This is a genomic window from Bacillus sp. FSL H7-0578 (assembly GCF_038630855.1).
GTDB classification, from domain to species: Bacteria; Bacillota; Bacilli; order Bacillales; family Bacillaceae; genus Bacillus; species Bacillus safensis.
In genome coordinates, this window is record NZ_CP152045.1 from 3,165,568 (window position 1) to 3,185,451 (window position 19,884).

Sequence of the window (19,884 nt, forward strand, 5' to 3'; positions counted from 1 at the left end):
TCTTCCCTACTTTACTTATCTGGCTCCGTCACCAGTCATGATGACTTTTAACGTTTTTACCATAATCTTCGTGTCGAGAGAAAATGTCAAGTTTTGAATATACTGTAAGTCATGTGTTAATTTTTCACTTGGACTCATTTCATATCCGCCATTTACTTGAGCAAGACCTGTCAGCCCCGGCTTTACCGCCAACCTTTTTGTGAAGCCTGGAATCGTCCGATTAAATTCTGCGGTAAACATCGGTCTTTCTGGACGAGGACCTACGATACTCATTTCTCCTTTTAACACGTTGATAAATTGCGGAAGTTCATCAATTCTTGTTTTACGGATGAATGCCCCCACTTTGGTGATACGCGGGTCATTTTTTTGCGCCCATTTCGCTCCTCCGCTTTCTGCGTCAATTCTCATCGATCTGAGCTTCCATAATTTAAAGTAAACACCGTCTTTCCCGACCCTTTCCTGCATATAAAAGGCTGGCCCTGGTGTTTCCAGCTTAATCAAAAGAGCAAACAGCAAAATGATTGGCGTACTCAACATCAATCCGATGAACGAGAACATTAAATCTATGAAACGTTTTGCAAATAAATAACGAACCATATGTTCTGTTAAGGCAAAAGAGTGATTTCGTCTCACTTCATATTCTCTGTAAAGATTCATCGCTTTCTCTGCACTCACTGACCTGCACCTCACCATTCAAAGTAGTTGTTGTGTAAAGAGATGTTCTATGAAAGTCAGTTTAGCAGAGCAACATTAAGCAAATGTAAATGCGCTGTTAAGTCTTGTAAAACTGTGTTAAGAATGTGCACTTAAATCAAGTTATGCCCTTTTCAACGTAAAAAAGACCCGCAATTCTGCGGGTCTCCGGGTCTTTTCTTTATTTTGCTTTTACAGATTCGATCGTTTTTAATCGAAGTGTTCCGTTTGTATCTTTTGTATAGGTTACTTTTACTTTTGATTCTTCTTTTAAGCTGTTCACTTGTTTAGAAAATGTATTTCCGAATTGAATAGCTACTTCTTTTCCATCAATGTTGACAGCAATTGTATGTCCATCAGCCAAACCGACATATGTGCCTTCTTTGGTGACTTCATTTTTCTTATTAGTCGTTGATTCTTTCTTTGTTTTAGAGTCACCTTTAGAGTCAGCTTTTGATTGGTCTTTAGCAGGTTCTTCTTTTGTAATTTCTTTGCTTGAGCTGTCTTTTGCCTCTTCATCAGATTGACTTGCTGGCTCTTCTGTTTGAGCAGCTGTTTCTTTACTTTGATCATCTGATTTTTCATTTTTTGATGATTGATCTTCTGATTTTTCGTCTGCAGCCTTATCTTTGTTTTGATCGGCTGCTTCGGTTGTTTCTTTTTTGCTGTCTTCTTTTTTGTTATCGCTTGATTGATTTGTTGTGCCGCACGCTGTGAGCAATACACCTAGAAGCAATACTAGAAACGGCATTGTGATTAATTTTTTCAAAATCGTCACCTCTTCATGATTTGTCGGTTTGCTGTCGTTTGAAGATTTATGTGTAAACCATTCACCTTCTATGTTTCAATTATAACAAACATAACCAAAAATGAAATGTATTTTTAACTTGACACTTCTTTTATCAGTTCATTTTGCGTCAAAGTAATTGGACACACCAGTTGTAATTCCAGAAGCCAGCCGATCCTTTGCAGTGGTAGATTTTAAAATACTCGCATCGATTGGACTTGTTACAAAGCCGGTTTCTAGCAAAATACTCGGCATTCTAGAATATTTGATGACGTAGAACCATGCTGTTTTCACTCCGCGATCTTTTGTTCCAAGGGCACTGACCATTCGAGGCTGAACCTTTTGTGCCAGCTTGATACTATGAGCAGCCGCATATGTCGTATCATAATACGTCTCTGTTCCATTCGCACCGCTGTTATCATTTGCGTTGGCGTGGATACTGATGAAAATATCAGCATTGGCCTGCGCTCCTTTATTGACACGTGTCTGCAAAGAATCAAATGTATCAGATGTTCTCGACATGACAGTAAGGGCACCCGCTTGATTGAGCCTCGACTGAAGTTTTAATGCTACTTCTAAATTGATGTTCTTTTCAAGCAGCCCATTCCCTATCGCTCCAGCATCCTGCGCACCATGACCTGGATCAATAAAAATCGTTTCACCTAACACCGCATTTTTCAACTGCGTGATGACATTCGTTTGAACGGTTGATGTTCCGCCTACAACAGAAAAAGCTGACTTCTGTTTGGCTCCGATGACTTTTCTGATAGCATCCGGCACCGTTTGAGCGTCTGTAAGAAGAAGGGTTTGGCCCTGTTTCGCTGCTATACTTGCCGCAGCGGCTGCATCTGCATAGGCATACCCATAACTTATAAATGTTTGGCTTGTCTTCATTGGATACGTTTTAGCAATTTGGGCAGCCACCTCATACCGATTGGCTCCGCTTATTCTGACTGGTGATGGAAGCTTTTGAAAAGCCGTTTTATTGATACTTGCTTCTCCGCCTATCACAATGGTCCGCTTGACTGCTTTGTTTTTTAATAGATTGGCTGTTTCCTCGCGCAGTCCTTTCGCATCTGTTAATAAAATAGGATAGCCTTGTTTGGCAGCGTATGGAGCAATCGCGACAGCATCAGCATAAGCAGAACCATTCACGACGACTGCCGCACTAGCACTCTTCATGTGCTTAGCCACATTTGCCGCCAATTCATAGCGGTTCTTTCCTTGAATACGGGAAACAGATAGATTCATTGCTTTTAGCTGCTTCACGACGTTTTCAGAAATACTTGCAGTCCCGCCAAGAATCGTTACCCGCTTCGTTTTGAGCTGCTGCAACCCTGTCTTTACAGCACCTGAAAGACTGCCAGCATTCGTTAACAGGACTGGGGCCCCTTGCTGGTAAGCATAAGGCACAGCACTCAGGGCATCTGCATAAGCATCACCGCCCACAAGAACAACGGCAGGCGCTTCCTGCCAGCCCCTTTTCGCGGCATTTACAGCCACCTCATATCGATTGCTTCCTTCTATCCTCGATACAGTGTGCTGAGCAAAAACGGATGGTGTATATAAACATAGTGAAATAGCAATCAGTAACATACATTTGATATCAAAACGCATGAAGTCAACCTCCTTGGTTTGAACCCTTCACCAAAGATGCTTCATGGACTTTTGAAAAAAGGCTGCCGAGTACGTTCTCGAGCAGCCTAAGAGGAGTATCTGAGGCACCCCTCAGGTTTGTGTTTTCTTATCTAAAATAACCTGACACACCGCTTGAAATGCCTGACGCTAATCGATCTTTATACGTAGCAGATTTCAAGATGTTTGAATCTACTGGACTGGAAACAAAACCAGTTTCCAAAAGAACGCTCGGCATCTTAGAATATTTAATGACGTAGAAGCCAGCTGTTTTCACACCACGGTCTCTTGTACCTAGTGCGCTGACCATTTTAGGCTGGATGTTTTGCGCCAGCTTCAGGCTGTTTGCAGCCGCATAGGTTTTGTCATAATACGTTTCTGTTCCATTTGCACTGCTGTTATCGTTTGAGTTCGCATGGACACTGATAAAGATATCTGCATTTGCTGACGCACCTTTGCTCACTCGTGTTTGAAGACTATCAAATGTGTCTGATGTTCTTGACATGGTCACAAGTGCACCAGCGTTGTTTAATTTCGTATTTAAACGCTTTGCTACATCTAAATTCAAATTCTTTTCATATAATCCGTATCCTACAGCTCCTGAATCATGCGCACCATGACCTGGGTCAATGAATACTTTTTTCCCAACAGCCGGGTTTTTCAGCTGGTTCACAACAGTTGGTGTCACTGTATTTGTACTGCCTACGACAGTAAATTTGGTGATTTTCTTACTGCTCACTGTTGCTCTTGTTACTTTTGGCAGTGTCTTTTCATTCGTTAGAAGCAATGCTTTGTTTTGCTTCGCTGCAATGCCTGCAGCAGAAGATGAAGTGGCATAACCAAATCCTCTTCCTACATAGGTATTATTGACACTCATATTGTACTTTTTCACAATATTTGCCGCGACATCATAACGAGTCGAGCCTTTGATCCGTGTTGGTGATTTCAATTGGTTATAAGCTGCTTTTGTGACGTAATTCTCTCCGCCGACTACAATGGTTTGTTTCACATTGCTTGCTTTTGCAACAGAAGCGATTTCAGAACGAAGTCCCTTTTTATCTGTATATAGAATTGGGAATCCTTTTTGAGCTGCTACAGGTGCAATCGCAATCCCATGTGCATAGAAAGAACCCTCAACGACAACGACGCCTGCTGGCTTTTTCATTTTTTTCGCGATATTGGCAGATAGCTCATATCGGTTTTTTCCTGAAATACGCTGTGTGGAGATGCCCATTTTCTTCACTTGGTTGACCACGTTGTTTGACACACTTGATGTGCTGCCTAAAACGATCACCGTCTTTGTTTTTAATGAAGTTAAGGCTTTTTTTGTATCACCCGAAAGGCTTTTACTGTTTGTATAAAGAACTGGTCCATTTTTTTGATATGCAAGTGGAATTCCTGCTGTTGCATCTGCATACGCAGTTTTCCCTACTAAAACGACTGTACTTGCAGTTCCCCATCCTTTTTTCGCTACGTTTGCCGCTACAGCATATCTGCTCCCGCCATCAATTCTTGAGACTGAATTGTCTGCCAATGCTGTTGGAACGATAACGAAAATGGCGATGAGGCTGAGGATGGCTGTTTTCATCATTGAGCGCATCTTCTATGTCCTCCTTTTTCCCTTTAATAGTTTGTTAGTTTTGTACCTGGATAGTAGAACGAGAGTATGGAAGAATATGAGTTTCCAGATTCAGCTCTCGCTTTGGCTCCGTATTGGCTCATACCAATGCCGTGGCCATATCCTTTTCCTGAAATCGTGAAGTCATTTGTATTGTTTTTGACTGACGCAAACGTGCTTTTCACCTTTGTTGCGCCCATGACTGATCGAAACTCGGTCATCTTCATACTTGCCGTTGTGCTTTTGTTTACCGAATATGTGCCTGTTTTGTTTTTCAGATGGTATGTCAGTTTGATCGATACCGTCTTCGCACGCTGTCCTTTTGTTTTCCCTGAGAACGTCAGGCTTGAGATCGATGCGATTTTCATATCAGATGCAGCAGTTTCTTTGTTTTTGAGCAGCCATGATTTCAAGCCGGCAAGGTCAGCTGCATTTGTCTCTTTTGCTTTAGACCACTCAGATGCTGCTGTGCTAGCAGTCCATGTCGTGCCTAGTTGTTTTTTAGAGAGTTTCAGTGTCCATGGATTGACTGGATCTTTTGGATCCTTTTTGGCCACTAAGTATGGCAGTGCATTTCCCCATACTTCTTCACTTGCCTCTGTATAACCGCCATTGCTAGAGTAATAGGTTGCTGAAATGAGCTGATTGTTATATTTCAGAACCTTTCCTTTTGTGGCATCGACAGCTTTTGTCGAATTTGTATACCAGTTATATCCTCCATATACTTGGAAGGCTGTTGTATCAGGGACGACTTTTCCAATACTTTTCACCGAATACGTTCTAGCAGCAACCGCCTGTGCTTTTAACGCTTCGACATTCCAGCTTGCAGGCATTTCATTTGGCACTACACCTTTTAAATAGTCTTCAAATGGAATATTTTCGAGAGTCGGCCTGATATACCCTGATTCAATTGCAAAGTTTACGCTGCCTAAATACGGCTTTCCTGCAATTTGAAGGACATTTTTTGTTGAATATTTCTCAGGAACAACTCTTACTGTGTTATACGTCTTTATGCCTTTTAATGAAATTTTTCCGTTAGAAATATTCAATTGGTAGTTTTGATTTTTTTTCAGATAGACTTGTTTGGCTAATGAGTTTTTCAAGCTATCTTTAATTGCACTTGTGCTGCCAGCAAGATGATAAGCATATGTACCTTTTTCCTTCAGCAGTGCTTTTAAAGACGCTGTGACAGAATCGGGCTTTACATACACAACCGTACTGTTAGATTTTGCAGCCAATTGAGACAGCGGCATCGCATAAATATAGCTAGAGGCTTTTGCCAAATAAACTTTATCTGCATTAATATTTAATTTCTTTATAATATTCACAGATAATTCATAGCGATTGGCACCGCTGATTCTTGTCACCTGTGAGGTTTTTTTGATTTGATTTTCAACTTTTTGTCCAGTACTTTTCGTACTGCCGATGATGATCACTTTACTTGGCATTCTATAAGACGGAATGGAATCTTTTTTTGTTAACAGGATAGGGTATCCCTTTCTCGATGCGTAGGATGCAATGGCAATCCCATTCATAAATGAGTTCCCGCCGACAACGACAGCTTGCTTATAGTTACCCATTTCTTTAGCGATTTTTTGGGAGATTTCAAACTTATCTTTTCCACTAATACGTCTGACTTTGCCATACTTTTTAATAGACTTCTCAGCAGCTGTTGAAATGCTTTTCGTATTTCCGACAATCAGAATGTTATCCGGCTTCATTTTCTTGAGCTGGTTTTCTGTTGTTTTCGTCAGTTTTTCAATATTCGTATACAAAATAGGTGCGCCCAGTTTGTATGCTAACGGTGATACAGAAATTGCATGATCAAATGCATCACGACTGACAATGACAACAGTTGATGGATTTTTCCAGCCAGCAGATGCGATGCTGTTGGCTACTTCGTATCTATTTTTGCCGTCATATCTTTTCGTCACAGCAACATTTGATCCTGATAGCTTGTATTCCCCAGTTGTTGAGATATCCATGCTTGTTTTGTTTCCGATATAATTAGACAATTTCACTGAAATTGCCGAGCTTGCCATGGCAGACTGAAAGGGTGCAACTAGTAGAGTCAGTATCATGAGAACGATTAGTGTAACGCCTGTTTTCTTCAATTTTGTTCATCCCGCCCATCTTTTTTACTTCTGTTTTTCAATCTTCTGGATTTCCTTTTGACCATTGTCATTAATAAAGTAAGAAATTTCTACTGTGTCTCCTGGTTTAAATTCATTTAACACATCTTTAAAATTTTCCGTAAATTCATAGCTTAGGGTCGTATTCACTTTTTTCACTTCGACTGTATGTGCATCAGCCATTCCAATAAATTCAGCTTTCTCTTCCAGTACCTGAGGAGTTGAACTGCTTGTCTTGTTTTCTCCTGAGGACTGCTCAGCCGTTCCACATGCTGTGAGCACGATACCTAGTAGCAGTATTAAGAACGGTAAAACGACGATTTTCTTCATTTTTTTCACCTCATGTCTTTGTATCGTCTTATAAGTTATTATTTTAAGGTAAATTTAAGGTTTTTTGAAACCTTTTTTTTGTTACAACGTCTATATCTAGGTTCAGAGTAAAAAAATAACTTGTTTATCAAGATTCGTAAACCTATAATCATGGAAGAATCATAGAAAAGGTGAGGGACATTATGAGAGCTGAAAGAAAAAGAAAGAAGAAAAAGGTTCTTTGGATTGTTTTATCGATTATTGGCTTATTCGTATTAGCAACTGGCGGGTACGCATATCATCTTTGGAACACAGCAGCATCGACCGTCGCAGGCATTCAGGAGAATTTAAAGAAGTCAGATAAGCGTGACAAAGATGTCGATTTAAGTAAGAAAGACCCGATTTCTATTTTAGTCATGGGTGTCGATGAACGAAAAAATGACCGAGGCCGTGCAGATACATTAATATACATGACAGTAAATCCCAAAACGAAAACGACCGAGATGGTGAGCATCCCGCGTGATACGTATACGAAGATTGTCGGAAAAGGCACAATGGATAAAATCAACCACTCCTATGCATTCGGCGGTACACAAATGGCAGCAGATACTGTAGAGGAACTGCTTGATGTACCTGTTGATTACTTTGTCAAAGTGAACATGGAAAGCTTCAAAGATATTGTTGATACACTTGGCGGCATTACAGTAAATAGCACGTTTGCATTTAGTTATGACGGCCATTCATTTGGTACAGGAGAAATTAACCTGAATGGGGATCAAGCCCTTGCCTATACGAGAATGAGAAAGCAAGATCCAAAAGGTGACTTCGGACGTCAGCAAAGACAGCGTCAGGTCATTGAAGGCATCATTGCAAAAGGTGCCAACATTTCATCTATTACGAAATTCGGCGATATGTTCAAAGTCGTAGAAAATAATATGAAGACAAACATGTCTTTTGATGATATGTGGACGATGATGAATGATTATCGTGATGCAAGACAGCATGTGAAGCAGCACGAGTTGAAAGGATCAGGCACACGTATCAATAACATTTATTACTACCAGCTTGATGACAGCAGTCTTGCGAATGTGAAGAAGGAATTGAAGGAAAGTTTGGAGCAGTAAAAAAGAAGACTACAGAAATGTAGTCTTCTTTTTTTATGATTGAAATGGAACTGGTTTTTCTTCACTTAATCCAAAACGATGGAGAAGCTCTTCGACAATTCGTTTTGACGCTTGTCCATCACCATATGGATTAGACGCCTTCGACATGTTGTCGTACTCTTTCTGATCGACTAACAGCTGTTTTGCCATGTTGTAAATGGTCTCTTCATCTGTACCCGCGAGCTTAAGCGTGCCAGCTTTCACACCTTCAGGGCGTTCTGTTGTATCTCGCAGAACTAATACTGGCTTCCCTAGAGAAGGCGCCTCCTCTTGGACACCGCCAGAATCCGTTAATATAAAGTGTGAGGCAGCAGCGAAGTTATGGAAATCAACGACTTCAAGCGGCTCAATTAAGTGCACACGATCAAGATCACTGAATTCTGTTTGAGCCGCATCACGAACAGCAGGGTTTAAATGTACAGGATATACAACCTGAACATCTTCAAACTCTTCTACAATACGTCTAATTGCTTTAAACATGTTTTTCATCGGCTGACCGAGATTCTCCCTGCGATGAGCCGTTAACAAGATCATTTTATCTGTGCCTATCTTCTCTAAAATAGGGTGCTCATACTGTTCTGTAACCGTTGTTTGCAACGCATCAATCGCAGTATTCCCCGTCACACAAATCGTCTCTTCTTTTTTATTTTCAATTAAAAGATTCTGCTTTGCCTCATTTGTAGGAGCAAAATGAATATCAGCAATAGTGCCTGTCATTTGTCGGTTCAATTCTTCAGGGAACGGCGAGTATTTATTGTGTGTTCTTAAACCCGCTTCAACGTGACCAACCGAAATTTGGTGGTAGAATGCGGCCAAGCTTCCTGCAAAGGTTGTTGTTGTGTCTCCATGAACAAGGACAATATCAGGTTTTTCCTCTTGGAATAGTTGATCTAGTTTTAAGAGTGCATTTGATGTGATTTCAGATAATGTCTGGCGTTGTTTCATGATGTTTAAATCATGATCTGGCGTAATAGAAAAAGCCTCAAGGACTTGATCAAGCATTTCTCTATGCTGAGCTGTTACAGTAACAATCGAATTTATCTGCGGATGTTTATTCAGTTCAAGGACAAGTGGTGCCATTTTAATTGCTTCAGGTCTAGTACCGAAAATAGTCATTACATTTAGTTTTTTCACTTGTTTATGCCTCTTTCCTAGTATAGTACTTTCAATTATACACAATTGGGAGGATAAAATTAATGATATAAAAAAAGAAATTTACATTGAATTAACGTTAAATTTCTCTTTCCTTTACATTTTACATATAAAATATGAATTATCTAAAAGTCATTTTAGTGAAATCATTTGTCTTTCCTATGATTTGTAAGTTACACTTTAAACAGACGACCAAGAACAAACATTGAAATATGAAATCGGTTATCTATGTAAGGAAGGTGCAAAGTTCATTGAAAAAAGTACGTAAAGCCATTATACCAGCTGCAGGTCTTGGGACACGTTTCCTCCCTGCAACAAAAGCGATGCCTAAAGAAATGCTCCCAATCGTTGATAAACCAACCATTCAATATATTATTGAAGAAGCTGTTGAATCAGGAATCGAAGACATTATTATCGTCACTGGAAAAGGGAAAAGAGCCATTGAGGATCATTTTGATTTTGCACCAGAGCTGGAGCGCAATCTTGAGGAAAAGGGAAAGAGCGAGCTTTTAGAGAAAGTGAGAAAATCCTCTAACATTGCTGACATCCATTACATACGTCAAAAAGAGCCTAAAGGACTCGGACACGCCGTTTGGTGTGCACGTAACTTTATCGGTGATGAGCCTTTTGCTGTTTTATTAGGTGATGACATTGTTCAAGCCGAAACGCCTGGGCTTCGCCAGCTGATGGATGAATACGAAAAAACCCTTTCATCTGTCATCGGGGTTCAGCAAGTAGCGGACAGCGATACGCATCGCTATGGGATCATCGACCCTCTTACACAAGAAGGACGCCGCTATCAAGTCAAAAACTTTGTTGAAAAGCCGCCGCAAGGAACAGCACCATCGAACCTAGCCATCTTAGGGCGCTATATTTTCACGCCAGAGATCTTTATGTACCTCGATCAGCAAGAGATTGGTGCAGGCGGAGAAATACAGCTGACAGATGCCATTCAAAAGCTAAATGACATCCAGCGCGTCTTCGCCTATGATTTCGAAGGAAAACGATATGATGTCGGCGAGAAGCAAGGCTTCATTGAAACGACGCTTGAGTTTGCTCTTCAGGATGAAGAATTGAAAAAGAAACTCATTCCATTTATGAAACAGCTTCTCGAAAAAGAAGAAGTGAATTAAAAAAGCTGCCATCATCGGCAGCTTTCAGATTGTTGACAAAGGGCTAAAATCAAGATCATTTTAGCCCTTTGTCTTCTTTTCAGCGTGATAGAAAACCTTTGCAGTCTAGGAAGGGCGAGTACCGGAGCGGAGCGAATTGGACATTCGTGAGCACCGGAGCGCAGACCTGACACCGAATGCGAGGGTTTGTCTACACGCTGAAAGCTGCCGGCATCGGCAGCTTTTTTATTTAATGACTGAAATAGTCAGTGTATGCTGTTCATTATCAATGACAAACAGGTTGTTTTCACCCTTCACTGCGAACTTTGTTCGTTTCTCATTCATCCAGACATCTTGTTCTGTCAGCCCAAGTGTGGAAGGAGAGATTGGCATAATGCCGCGAAACATAATCGTGTTTGCCTGACCATTTTGAATGACATAGTCGGTTTTCTCTGTGGTCAATCGCTCAATCGTATCTCCTTGGTCATTTTTCACTGAACTCAGCGTCTGCATTCTCTGTTTCAGCACAGATTCTTCTTTTCCAAGGAAAGAAAGTAAATACTCATACGAACCTGCCGATGCAGGCGATACATAGGAATTAAACTGTCCTGGCCTAATAGATAATGACTTTAATTCCTCTGCATTTTGAAACGCATCGGGTTTGACAAAATACGTTTCTGACGCTGTTTTAATTTGAACGGTTTGTTTATTTTCAGCCACAGCCTGTACTTCTAGTCCAAATGGCAAAGTGACATCGGCCTTTTTTTTCATGGCTTGGTCTTTGTAAACCGTAAGTGGATCTGCCGTGACTATCAGCTGTTGATCCACCTTTTTCATATCAGGTGCTCCTTTGGTCTGCGGGTTCTTCGACTGAGGCGCTTCTGTCTTATCTGATGGGATTGCGCCAAATGTCGCCAATGTACGAAGCGGGCGATCTGAAAACATCGATAAGGCTAGCAATAGCGTTAAGACCGCTAAAACTGTCACTTGAAATGCGGGGCCAAACAATGAACGCCGTTTGCCGTTCTCTTGATAACGAGACACCTTTTCTGTCTTTTGTACGCCTTTTCTACCTTCTTTATGTTCCATTTGGTATTTTTGTTTCTCTTTCTTGGAAAGCTTGTTAAACCAATCAACAAACTCCTTATATTCTTTCACGACCTTTTTCGTATCATCAAACATACGAAGCTCACCATAATGCATCCAAGCCACCCGATCACAGATTTTTTGAATTTGGCTAATGGAGTGACTGACAAAAAAGATCGTCTTTCCTTGTTCCTTGAATTCTGTAATGCGGTCCACACATTTTTGATAGAAGGTTTGGTCTCCAACAGACAGTGCTTCATCAATAATGAGGATATCTGGATCGATATGCGCTGAAATGGCAAAGCCAAGACGTGATTTCATTCCACTTGAATAGCTCTTAACCGGCTGGTCAATAAAGTCTCCAATATCCGCAAACTCTACAATTTTTTCATAAAGCTCATCTATCTCTTTATTCGTCAGTCCCATCATTAAGCACTTTAATCGAATGTTGTCTTTTCCGCTTAACTGGTTGTTCAGCCCTGCTGCAATGGCAATTAACGAAGGCTGGCCGTCCATATCAATTTCACCACTTGTCGGTGGAATGATTTTCGCTAGAAGGTTCGACATTGTCGATTTCCCCGATCCGTTAATTCCTACAAAACCAATTGTCTCGCCTTCATAGACATCAAAGGACACATCACGAACAGCAAAAAAACCTTTTTCATTTTTATTAGGAAAAAACAGCCCTTTAATCTTATCTGACTGCTTTTTATATAGGACGTATTGCTTGGATACGTTTCGAAACGAAACCTTTAGTTTCATCGTATAATCTCCTTACTTTTTAAAGAAAATCGACAAATTTATCCCTAAATTTCATATGAAGCAATGAACCAACTGTTAAAAGAAGAAGCGTGATCAGCCAAAAATAAAGTGTGTATTTGACATCATGGAAGAACCATTCTCCCTTTAACAAACTATTTCTAAAACCATCAATAATGTAGAAAAGAGGATTCAGTCTTAAAATATCTCCAATCCACGCTTTATCCCCAGTAAGTTTCTCTGAAATATTCCAAAAAATCGGCAGCAAAAAGAAAAGTAATCGTGTCACGGATTGTAAAAGAAATTGATAGTCTCTCACGAGTACGCTAATCGTGGAATTAAACAAGCTAAACGAAAACATAAACGCGATCATACAAATAAAATAGTATATATATTGCAGCCAATGCGCATCAGGGTAGATGCCATAGGAAATCAGCACAATCAGATAGACACCCATCATAACAAAGTAGCTGAACAAGTTGGACATAATCACCACAGACGGCAGCGCACTAATCGGAAAATTCATCTTCGATACCATATTAATGCGTTTAAACACACTGTTTGATCCATCAAGAATGGTCGGACTAATGAAAAACCACGGGATTAATCCGGCAAGCATCCAGATGATAAATGGAATCTCCACACCGCCAATAACAATTGGCTGTCCTCCGCGAATGCCCATACCAAAAACAAACCAGTAAGCCAGCATTTGAATCAATGGATTTAAAAACTGCCATAAAACACCTAAATAATTCATCTGATATTTTGATTTTGTTTCATAAACAGCAAGTCGCATAATCAGCGGAAATGAGCTGATTTGCTCCTTTAGTATCGTCAACATTGCGTTCATTCTAATCTTCCTTAGATATAAGTTTTTGGGATTACTTTTTTAAAAAGCACCGCTCATAATTGTAACAGATAACGATACACATTTCATCTTATAACAAAATCATGCACGTCAAACTAGAAGACAAAAAACCCCTGAATCCTTTCAATCTTAGATTCAGGGGGCATAAGACATTAGATAATTTGATGCTCTTTTAAGAAATCTGTAATTCTTTTCGTATTTTGATTATCGTTAAAGCTGTTAATTTTCAAGTATTTTTCTTTATATTCATCTTCCACGACATACTCATTCTCAATCGCATGTTTGACAATACGAATAAGCTCTTGAGTATTATATGCAATCGGTCCTGGTGCATTTTCTTCGTTTACAGGAGGAATCGCTTTATACTGTCTAATCAAGTAATCTTTTTCTTCCCAATAAAAAATAGGGTACGCTCCTCTATATTGTGCATCATAAATAGCAGAAGAGTAATCAGTGATAAACACCTTTGATACTTTTAGCGCTTCTGATGGATTATCAGAAATAATATGTTTATACTGAGGCAGGTTTTGATAAACGTACTGAGAAAATTTGTTATGCGGTACAATTAACAAACGATCAAGAAGACCTGCTTCTTCAAAGCTTTTAATGATTTTAATCAGAACTCTATAGTAAGATGTTTCTTCGATTCTATTTGTATATATTAGCCCCTCTTCCCAATAGCGGTAAGTTGGCATAAAGGCGATCTTATCTGCACCGTCTACTAATTTGGCATGATCAAAAGTTGCGAGGCCTGTCAAAATCAAATCCTCACGGTCATATTTCATTTTGTAGAATTCACCAGCCTCTAGTTCAGAACTGATGACTGATTTATAAATATTATATTGGTTCTTGTCTTTATGGAATCCAAAGGCCATTGGATTATCAACTGGTTTCGCAAACATTATTCCATGCTGCAAAAAGACAAGTGGTACGCTCATAATTCTCTCTCTAAGATGATCAATATATAATCTATCGTTCAGAACATGGTTAGATAACTCACTTGAAATAAAATAGCTGGCATTGAAGATACTTAAATAATGTCTCAGACTATATTTCGGAATGATTCCCTTTCCATACTTAGCTTTAAGTGCCGGATAAGCACTTGATTTCTTATTAAGAATAAAGTAATTTCTTGAGTCTGTTTGACAATTCTCTTGTACATAGTCATACACTCTAATAGCGGATTCATCTGCTTTATCACTCTTTTTCTCAAAAAACAAATTCACACGATAATTCTTGTCTTTATAGAATGATGATAAGATACTCGCTATTTTTATTTTTACTTTACTAAATAAAGAATATTCCTGTGAATAAGGAATAATGGTTGATGTCACATTTCCAAATAGATTTGTTCTTAGTACTTGAAGCTTGTCCCCATTCTTTTTCGTGATATATGTTTTCACCTTTTTATCTCTTTTTTTCAGCCTTAAACTATGGATAATTCGGTTATCATTGCCAACAAATAGGTTATTATGGATTCTGCTGTCTAAGTCAAGATCATTTAACGAAATTTTAAAGAAACCATACCTTTTTAAGAATTTGATCTTTCTAAATGGTCTTATAAATTTCGCCACTTGGTGATCAGAATTTCTAATGTACAGGTATTCATACTTTTGGTCTGAATTATACGCGTAATGTGTCAGTCTTCCATAAACATAAAAGCTATTAAACAAACTAAAAATACGTAGTCTTGATGTATGTTTTGTAACAAGATAAGGGTTTCCTCTTACTAAGTAAACACCATTCGTTCTTACATATATGTAATACCTTTGTTTATTAATCACCAAAATATTGAGGATATTATCTTCTTTGAATTGCTCTAATGTATCTTTACCAAAAACTTTGAGCGGCTGATATCTAGGAACAAGTCTAAAGTTGACGATTTTCTTTTGCTCAGTCACCTTATTTAAAATTTTGATTTGATTACGATTATTCACAGTCACTTCAATATCTTTATGTTCCTGCATCACATCAAACAAAATTTTCCTTACATTTAGTTCTTTATTTTGGCAATCATACGTAACAACAAAGTTGAAGGGACTATATTGGATAAAGGAGATGTCTACAAATCTTCTTTCTGCCCCGTGAATCTTCAAATCCATTTTATAATTCCGATTGATCTCATCAACGTTCAGCAGCCCTGAGAATAATAACAGTTCCTCTTCGCCTCTATATAAGCCATAGCGGTCTAACCCTAATTGTTTGACATATATATCTTCAAATTGATTGTTAATGTCAATAGGATGTATTTGATTTGATTGAAGGATGTCAGAGCTTTCTTTGACAATATACAAGTTCTGATCCTTAGAATAGAGATAGATCATTTCATTAGAATGATCTATTGAAGATTCAAAAATCATCTGATCCTTAACATTAATTTCACAAATCTTCTTTGATTCGTTTACAATTAGCTCTTTAAATTCAAAAGTACATAACTTCTCTATGTCATCAATATATAACACTAACTTTTGTTCATCTAAATTAAGAATTTCAATAAAATTATGATAAAGTTTGTACATTGAAGCACCTCTATATTATTTTCAGCATTTTTACAGTACCGGATAATCTTATCTAAATTTAGCATGTTTACTGTTAAATTTCTATGTTTTTTTATTTTTACCATTACATTTAAATATGTGTACAATGGAATAAAAAAAACAAAAAAGTACCGTTCTACTATGCGAAGAACGGTACTTTTTAAACTATTTTTCAGAAAACACTACTTCAACGACCCGCTTCGAAGATTCTCCAGTCTCTAAGTAACAGAATTTCTCATAAAACGGTGCAAAAGAAGCTGGTAGTGTAAAGTCTGGCTGTTCTGTTTCTCTCACCCAGTCAATGACACTTGCTGTCTCTTTCACAAGTGGTCCAGGTGCTTCTTGTTCAAAGTCGAAGTAGAAGCCTCTGAGCTTGTCACGATATGTTTCAATGTCTGGCACATAGAACAGCATCGGACGTTTGAGGTTTGCATAATCAAAGAACACAGATGAGTAATCTGTGATGAGCAGATCTGAAATCATATAAAGGTCTCTAATGTCTTCGTAATGAGAGAAGTCATAGGCAAAGCCTTCATATGGCCCTAAATCAAAGTTTTCAGCAACTAGATAGTGCATACGCAGAATGATGATATATTCATCTCCGATTGCAGCTCTGAGTTCATGCAGATCAAGGTCTAAATCAAATTTGTACTGCCCTTTTTTATAAAATTGATCGTCTCTCCATGTCGGTGCGTATAAGATCAATTTTTTATCGAGCGGCAGGTTCATTTTTTGTTTCAGTGCTCTCATCGTTTCTTCATTGTTTTGATTGTGAAGGAAGTCATTTCTCGGATATCCTGACTCAATCATGGTCTTTTGGAATTGGAACGCACGTGTAAAGATTTCAGTCGAGTAGGCATTTGGAGAAATGAGATAATCCCAATTCGATGCTTCTTTTGTGAAATTCTTTTTGTATTTCTTCGTGTTTGTTCCAGGCATATGCACCTCGTCCATGTCCATTGCCAGCCGTTTTAACGGCGTACCGTGCCAAGTCTGCAAGTATGTTGTGTGATCTGGCTTTGGAACCCATAGCGGCAAACGGCTGTTTACGACCCAATACTCAGCTCTTGCCATCGCAAAGATCCATTTCAATGACAGACGATTGATATAGTAGATGCCTTTTTCCTTAAACGGTGCTTCATGACCCTTTTTAACGCTCCAGATCAGCGTATATTCAGGGTGATGTTCCTTCATATACTCATAAATCCCACGCGGGTTACAACTGAATTGTTTTCCGTTAAAACTTTCAAAAACAACCGTTTTCTTTTTCACAGACAGCTTACTCGCCAGTTTAAAGGTCGTTTTAAACGTTCTTGTCACAAGACGGTTACGGACTTTTTTGATTTTACTGATCTTCTTTTTAAATTTCTTCCACTTGCTTTTGACGTAATACTTGGCACGTGTTTTCATTGTGTAATCATTAATACGGATGCCAAGCGTTTGTCTTTTTTTCTTTCGGTACACTTCATATCGAATCGGTACATCGTTTCGTTTATGAATTTGAACAAGTCCTTTGAGTTTGTTCGAGCGGTCTCCAAGCACTAAAGAAGTGGTTGTTAATGTTTCCTCTACTCCGTTTACATCGCAGATAAATTCAAGATAGAAGCGATATACAAAGCGTTTGTTTAATGAATAGGTCAATTCCTCTAAAGGGACTTCTGCTAAAAATTGATAAAGCTGTGGTACATGTTGATCATCACGGTATTCGATCACTTCGTCATTTATATGGGTGATATTAACCGGAAAGCGATGTTCAATTGGTTCTTCACCATTTTTCTTCAATAGAAGCTTTGCTTCTTTGATCTCATACGGATGTTCTGCACTTAATACGCCTGCATACCCGGATAAAGATAACATACACCCTTTGTTGAGCTCGATATGATTGAATTTCACAACCTTTAGCTCACGCTTGATTTTCAAAGAAGCATTTCCTTTGTCTGTACGGTATGGAATGATACACAGCATGGCGTCTTTATTTTCTAAAAAGGTCAGCTCAGGCTTTTCTATTTCCATTTTTAAACGGCGTTTATAGTTTGACGTTTTCTCTTCAGATTCAATATCTGTATTGATATCCGCTTCTTTTACTTCTTCTTCCTCTTCTTCGGAATCAGAATCATAAGCTGAGTCCTCAAGCTCGTCCTCATCCTCTTCTTTGTTTGTGCTCAAATAGTCCGTGACATACAAGTTATATGTCTGGCCTTGCTCTAACGCAAGCGGCAGCGATGCTTCATTCAATACCAATTTGAATAGATTCTCTTCTTGATGAACAAGCGGAAGGAAGAGTTCTTGTTTCGAAACTCTCTCCCTCATAAACAAATAAAATTCTCTATCTGTTAATGGCATGTCATCGTTGATGCGAATCAGCATTTCTAGTTTCTCATGGTGATTTTTTAACCCTTCAACGACACTCTTCTTATGAATTCCCTCTTCAATCATTAATCGTTAATCTCCTCTGTTCAGAAATCTTACCGTTATGTTATATCACTATTTCACTTTCCAAGAATAGTTGCCTTGTTTCGTTTGATATGACCATCCATCGATGGACGATGGTTTATTCGTAAGCAGCTCACCTTCTATTTCTAGACGCTGCAAAACCTCTTGAAGTTCTTCTGTTTTAAAACGAATGTAAAAATCCACAAATTTCGTTTGGTTGATTTCAATGTTTTTCTTTGTTTGAAAATGGCCGATTGGGAAGCTGACTTGATGGTTCTCATCGATTGTTTGAGAGATGATTTCAGCTCCATTCACTCGATCATATCCTGCGAAATCAATTTGCACATGATCCGCATGACTCATTTCATCTTTTAACTCGAGTTGAAGGTGAAGAACATGATGCTCAGAGCTTAGATCACGCAAGACCCATTTCATGCTGTCAACGATCCCTCTCAGTTCATCTTTATGCTCACGATTTTCGAGCATATGATGAATCGCCGTATTCCAAACAGTCTCTTCGTCAGAAGGAACAAGATAAAAATAGGCTTGTTCTCCCAATAGTTTTTCGACATCTTCTTTATGTTTAGTATCCCCAAAAAAGACAGCATCCACTTGCTGTTTTCTTATTTGTTTAAATAATTCTCCATATTGAGAATTGACTTGATGCAGATCTTCCTCATAATGTGCGTCATGTACAAATGCAGCATAATAAGTTGTTTCAGGCTGATCAATTTTAAACAGGTGGCGGTCTTGATCCCGGTCTTCTGTAATCATCAGTTTCAAACGGTCATTTTGTGATTGAATGCTGGATAGCCATAATTGTTTAATATCCGTCTTCTTTGTAAATGTTTGAATTCCTGTTTTTTTATACCAATTAATATGCCGGACTGGATTCTTTTTTGCATCACCAGGATAGATGAGCTCCATATAAATACTGCCATCTTCATTGATTAATTCCTCTAAGTATAGTGCACCTGTATGGGGAACAAAGCTTTGTACTCTGCATAAAACGCCCTGCCAATTGTATTCTTCCCTCTTCACCAGTTGCTGCTCTTCATTATATTGATCAATATAACAAATGGGGGAAGCAGGCAATTCATATCTCGTCACTTGAATCGTGGATTCATCTGCTGGAATCACTGCTTCATTGATCGAATGCGATGATTCACCAACAATAAATTCCGAGTAACGTCTTTTACTACCACTTTCCGGTAGAATATAGTGTTCATATACATTCAATATGTCAACCTCAGGAGAAAAGAACTCTCCCATGTGATGAATACGTTCCTTCACATTTGCATCGTAATTTAAAGTTAAAATTGCAGTACGTTTATGTTGATCAGCCAAAGGCTTAATCCTTGTCTTTAAAGACTTCGTTAAGCTCTCATCCTGTTTTGGCACATCACCCATAATAAAGTAGTAGTCCATATCAGGCACGTTCATTGATGCCATTGTTTCATGTTGTTCAGGTTGATCCAATGTGTCTTCAACTTTTATCTTCATCCAATTTTGAAACAAAGGAAGCTCTCCTTAAAAATAATGATGACTTGCTCATTGTATTTTACATGAAAAAGTACTTCTCACCAAAAGATAAGAAGTA

14 protein-coding genes are annotated in these 19,884 nt (G+C 38.8%); 2 read left to right on the forward strand and 12 right to left on the reverse strand.

What is annotated here, in order from left to right; all coding sequences use genetic code 11:
- Positions 1–15 precede the first annotated feature (15 nt).
- The 6 genes from MHB41_RS16340 to MHB41_RS16365 form a co-directional block, all read right to left on the reverse strand.
- Positions 16–675 carry an exopolysaccharide biosynthesis polyprenyl glycosylphosphotransferase gene (locus tag MHB41_RS16340; protein WP_024423636.1) on the reverse strand — a complete coding sequence of 220 codons (660 nt, stop codon included), beginning with the start codon at positions 673–675 and terminating at the stop codon, positions 16–18.
- Positions 676–874: 199 nt separating this feature from the next.
- Positions 875–1,471 carry a hypothetical protein gene (locus tag MHB41_RS16345; protein WP_340899902.1) on the reverse strand — a complete coding sequence of 199 codons (597 nt, stop codon included), beginning with the start codon at positions 1,469–1,471 and terminating at the stop codon, positions 875–877.
- A gap of 129 nt (positions 1,472–1,600) precedes the next feature.
- Positions 1,601–3,097 carry a cell wall-binding repeat-containing protein gene (locus MHB41_RS16350; protein ID WP_340899900.1) on the reverse strand — a complete coding sequence of 499 codons (1,497 nt, stop codon included), beginning with the start codon at positions 3,095–3,097 and terminating at the stop codon, positions 1,601–1,603.
- Positions 3,098–3,224: 127 nt separating this feature from the next.
- Positions 3,225–4,715 carry an N-acetylmuramoyl-L-alanine amidase gene (locus MHB41_RS16355; RefSeq protein WP_024423639.1) on the reverse strand — a complete coding sequence of 497 codons (1,491 nt, stop codon included), beginning with the start codon at positions 4,713–4,715 and terminating at the stop codon, positions 3,225–3,227.
- A 23-nt stretch (positions 4,716–4,738) separates the two neighbouring features.
- Positions 4,739–6,847 carry a SpoIID/LytB domain-containing protein gene (locus MHB41_RS16360; protein ID WP_171464735.1) on the reverse strand — a complete coding sequence of 703 codons (2,109 nt, stop codon included), beginning with the start codon at positions 6,845–6,847 and terminating at the stop codon, positions 4,739–4,741.
- A gap of 24 nt (positions 6,848–6,871) precedes the next feature.
- The gene (locus MHB41_RS16365) at positions 6,872–7,195 is read right to left on the reverse strand and encodes a hypothetical protein (protein ID WP_025093953.1); all 324 of its coding nucleotides are present in this window, start codon (positions 7,193–7,195) and stop codon (positions 6,872–6,874) included.
- Positions 7,196–7,377: 182 nt separating this feature from the next.
- Here MHB41_RS16365 and MHB41_RS16370 point away from each other — a divergent pair, with 182 nt between their 5' ends.
- Positions 7,378–8,298, forward strand: coding sequence for a LytR family transcriptional regulator (locus tag MHB41_RS16370; protein ID WP_024423641.1), 921 nt, complete (start codon positions 7,378–7,380; stop codon positions 8,296–8,298).
- A 33-nt stretch (positions 8,299–8,331) separates the two neighbouring features.
- On the opposite strand, the gene wecB is transcribed toward MHB41_RS16370, so the two are convergent.
- Positions 8,332–9,471, reverse strand: a complete 1,140-nt coding sequence (gene wecB / locus MHB41_RS16375) for a UDP-N-acetylglucosamine 2-epimerase (non-hydrolyzing) (RefSeq protein WP_340899892.1) — start codon at positions 9,469–9,471, stop codon at positions 8,332–8,334.
- Positions 9,472–9,740: 269 nt separating this feature from the next.
- Between wecB and galU the strand changes: the two genes are divergently transcribed.
- Entirely contained in the window at positions 9,741–10,622 is an 882-nt protein-coding gene (gene galU / locus MHB41_RS16380) for a UTP--glucose-1-phosphate uridylyltransferase GalU (RefSeq protein WP_008343198.1), read from the forward strand.
- Between the two features lie 225 nt (positions 10,623–10,847).
- Here the strand turns inward: galU and tagH are convergent, their stop codons facing one another.
- From tagH to MHB41_RS16405, 5 genes are all read right to left on the reverse strand, one after another.
- Positions 10,848–12,449: a teichoic acids export ABC transporter ATP-binding subunit TagH gene (tagH, locus tag MHB41_RS16385; protein WP_340899890.1), complete on the reverse strand. Its 1,602-nt coding sequence runs from the start codon at positions 12,447–12,449 to the stop codon at positions 10,848–10,850.
- Positions 12,450–12,468: 19 nt separating this feature from the next.
- Entirely contained in the window at positions 12,469–13,296 is an 828-nt protein-coding gene (locus MHB41_RS16390) for an ABC transporter permease (protein WP_024426273.1), read from the reverse strand.
- Between the two features lie 170 nt (positions 13,297–13,466).
- On the reverse strand, positions 13,467–15,833 hold the full coding sequence (locus MHB41_RS16395) for a CDP-glycerol glycerophosphotransferase family protein (protein ID WP_024426274.1): 2,367 nt from the start codon (positions 15,831–15,833) through the stop codon (positions 13,467–13,469).
- A 183-nt stretch (positions 15,834–16,016) separates the two neighbouring features.
- Positions 16,017–18,287 (reverse strand): CDP-glycerol glycerophosphotransferase family protein, encoded by a 2,271-nt coding sequence (locus MHB41_RS16400; protein ID WP_171464737.1) that lies wholly within the window; start codon positions 18,285–18,287, stop codon positions 16,017–16,019.
- A gap of 48 nt (positions 18,288–18,335) precedes the next feature.
- On the reverse strand, positions 18,336–19,802 hold the full coding sequence (locus MHB41_RS16405) for an alpha-glucosyltransferase N-terminal domain-containing protein (protein WP_340899883.1): 1,467 nt from the start codon (positions 19,800–19,802) through the stop codon (positions 18,336–18,338).
- Positions 19,803–19,884: the final 82 nt, after the last annotated feature.

Bases quoted from the DNA above. Each gene is read 5' to 3' on its own strand.
- MHB41_RS16350 (WP_340899900.1), bottom strand. From the start codon at position 3,097: ATGCGTTTTGATATCAAATGTATGTTACTGATTGCTATTTCACTATGT.
- MHB41_RS16370 (WP_024423641.1), top strand. From the start codon at position 7,378: ATGAGAGCTGAAAGAAAAAGAAAGAAGAAAAAGGTTCTTTGGATTGTT.
- MHB41_RS16395 (WP_024426274.1), bottom strand. From the start codon at position 15,833: ATGTACAAACTTTATCATAATTTTATTGAAATTCTTAATTTAGATGAA.
- MHB41_RS16365 (WP_025093953.1), bottom strand. From the start codon at position 7,195: ATGAAGAAAATCGTCGTTTTACCGTTCTTAATACTGCTACTAGGTATC.
- MHB41_RS16390 (WP_024426273.1), bottom strand. From the start codon at position 13,296: ATGAACGCAATGTTGACGATACTAAAGGAGCAAATCAGCTCATTTCCG.
- MHB41_RS16355 (WP_024423639.1), bottom strand. From the start codon at position 4,715: ATGCGCTCAATGATGAAAACAGCCATCCTCAGCCTCATCGCCATTTTC.
- tagH (WP_340899890.1), bottom strand. From the start codon at position 12,449: ATGAAACTAAAGGTTTCGTTTCGAAACGTATCCAAGCAATACGTCCTA.
- MHB41_RS16400 (WP_171464737.1), bottom strand. From the start codon at position 18,287: ATGATTGAAGAGGGAATTCATAAGAAGAGTGTCGTTGAAGGGTTAAAA.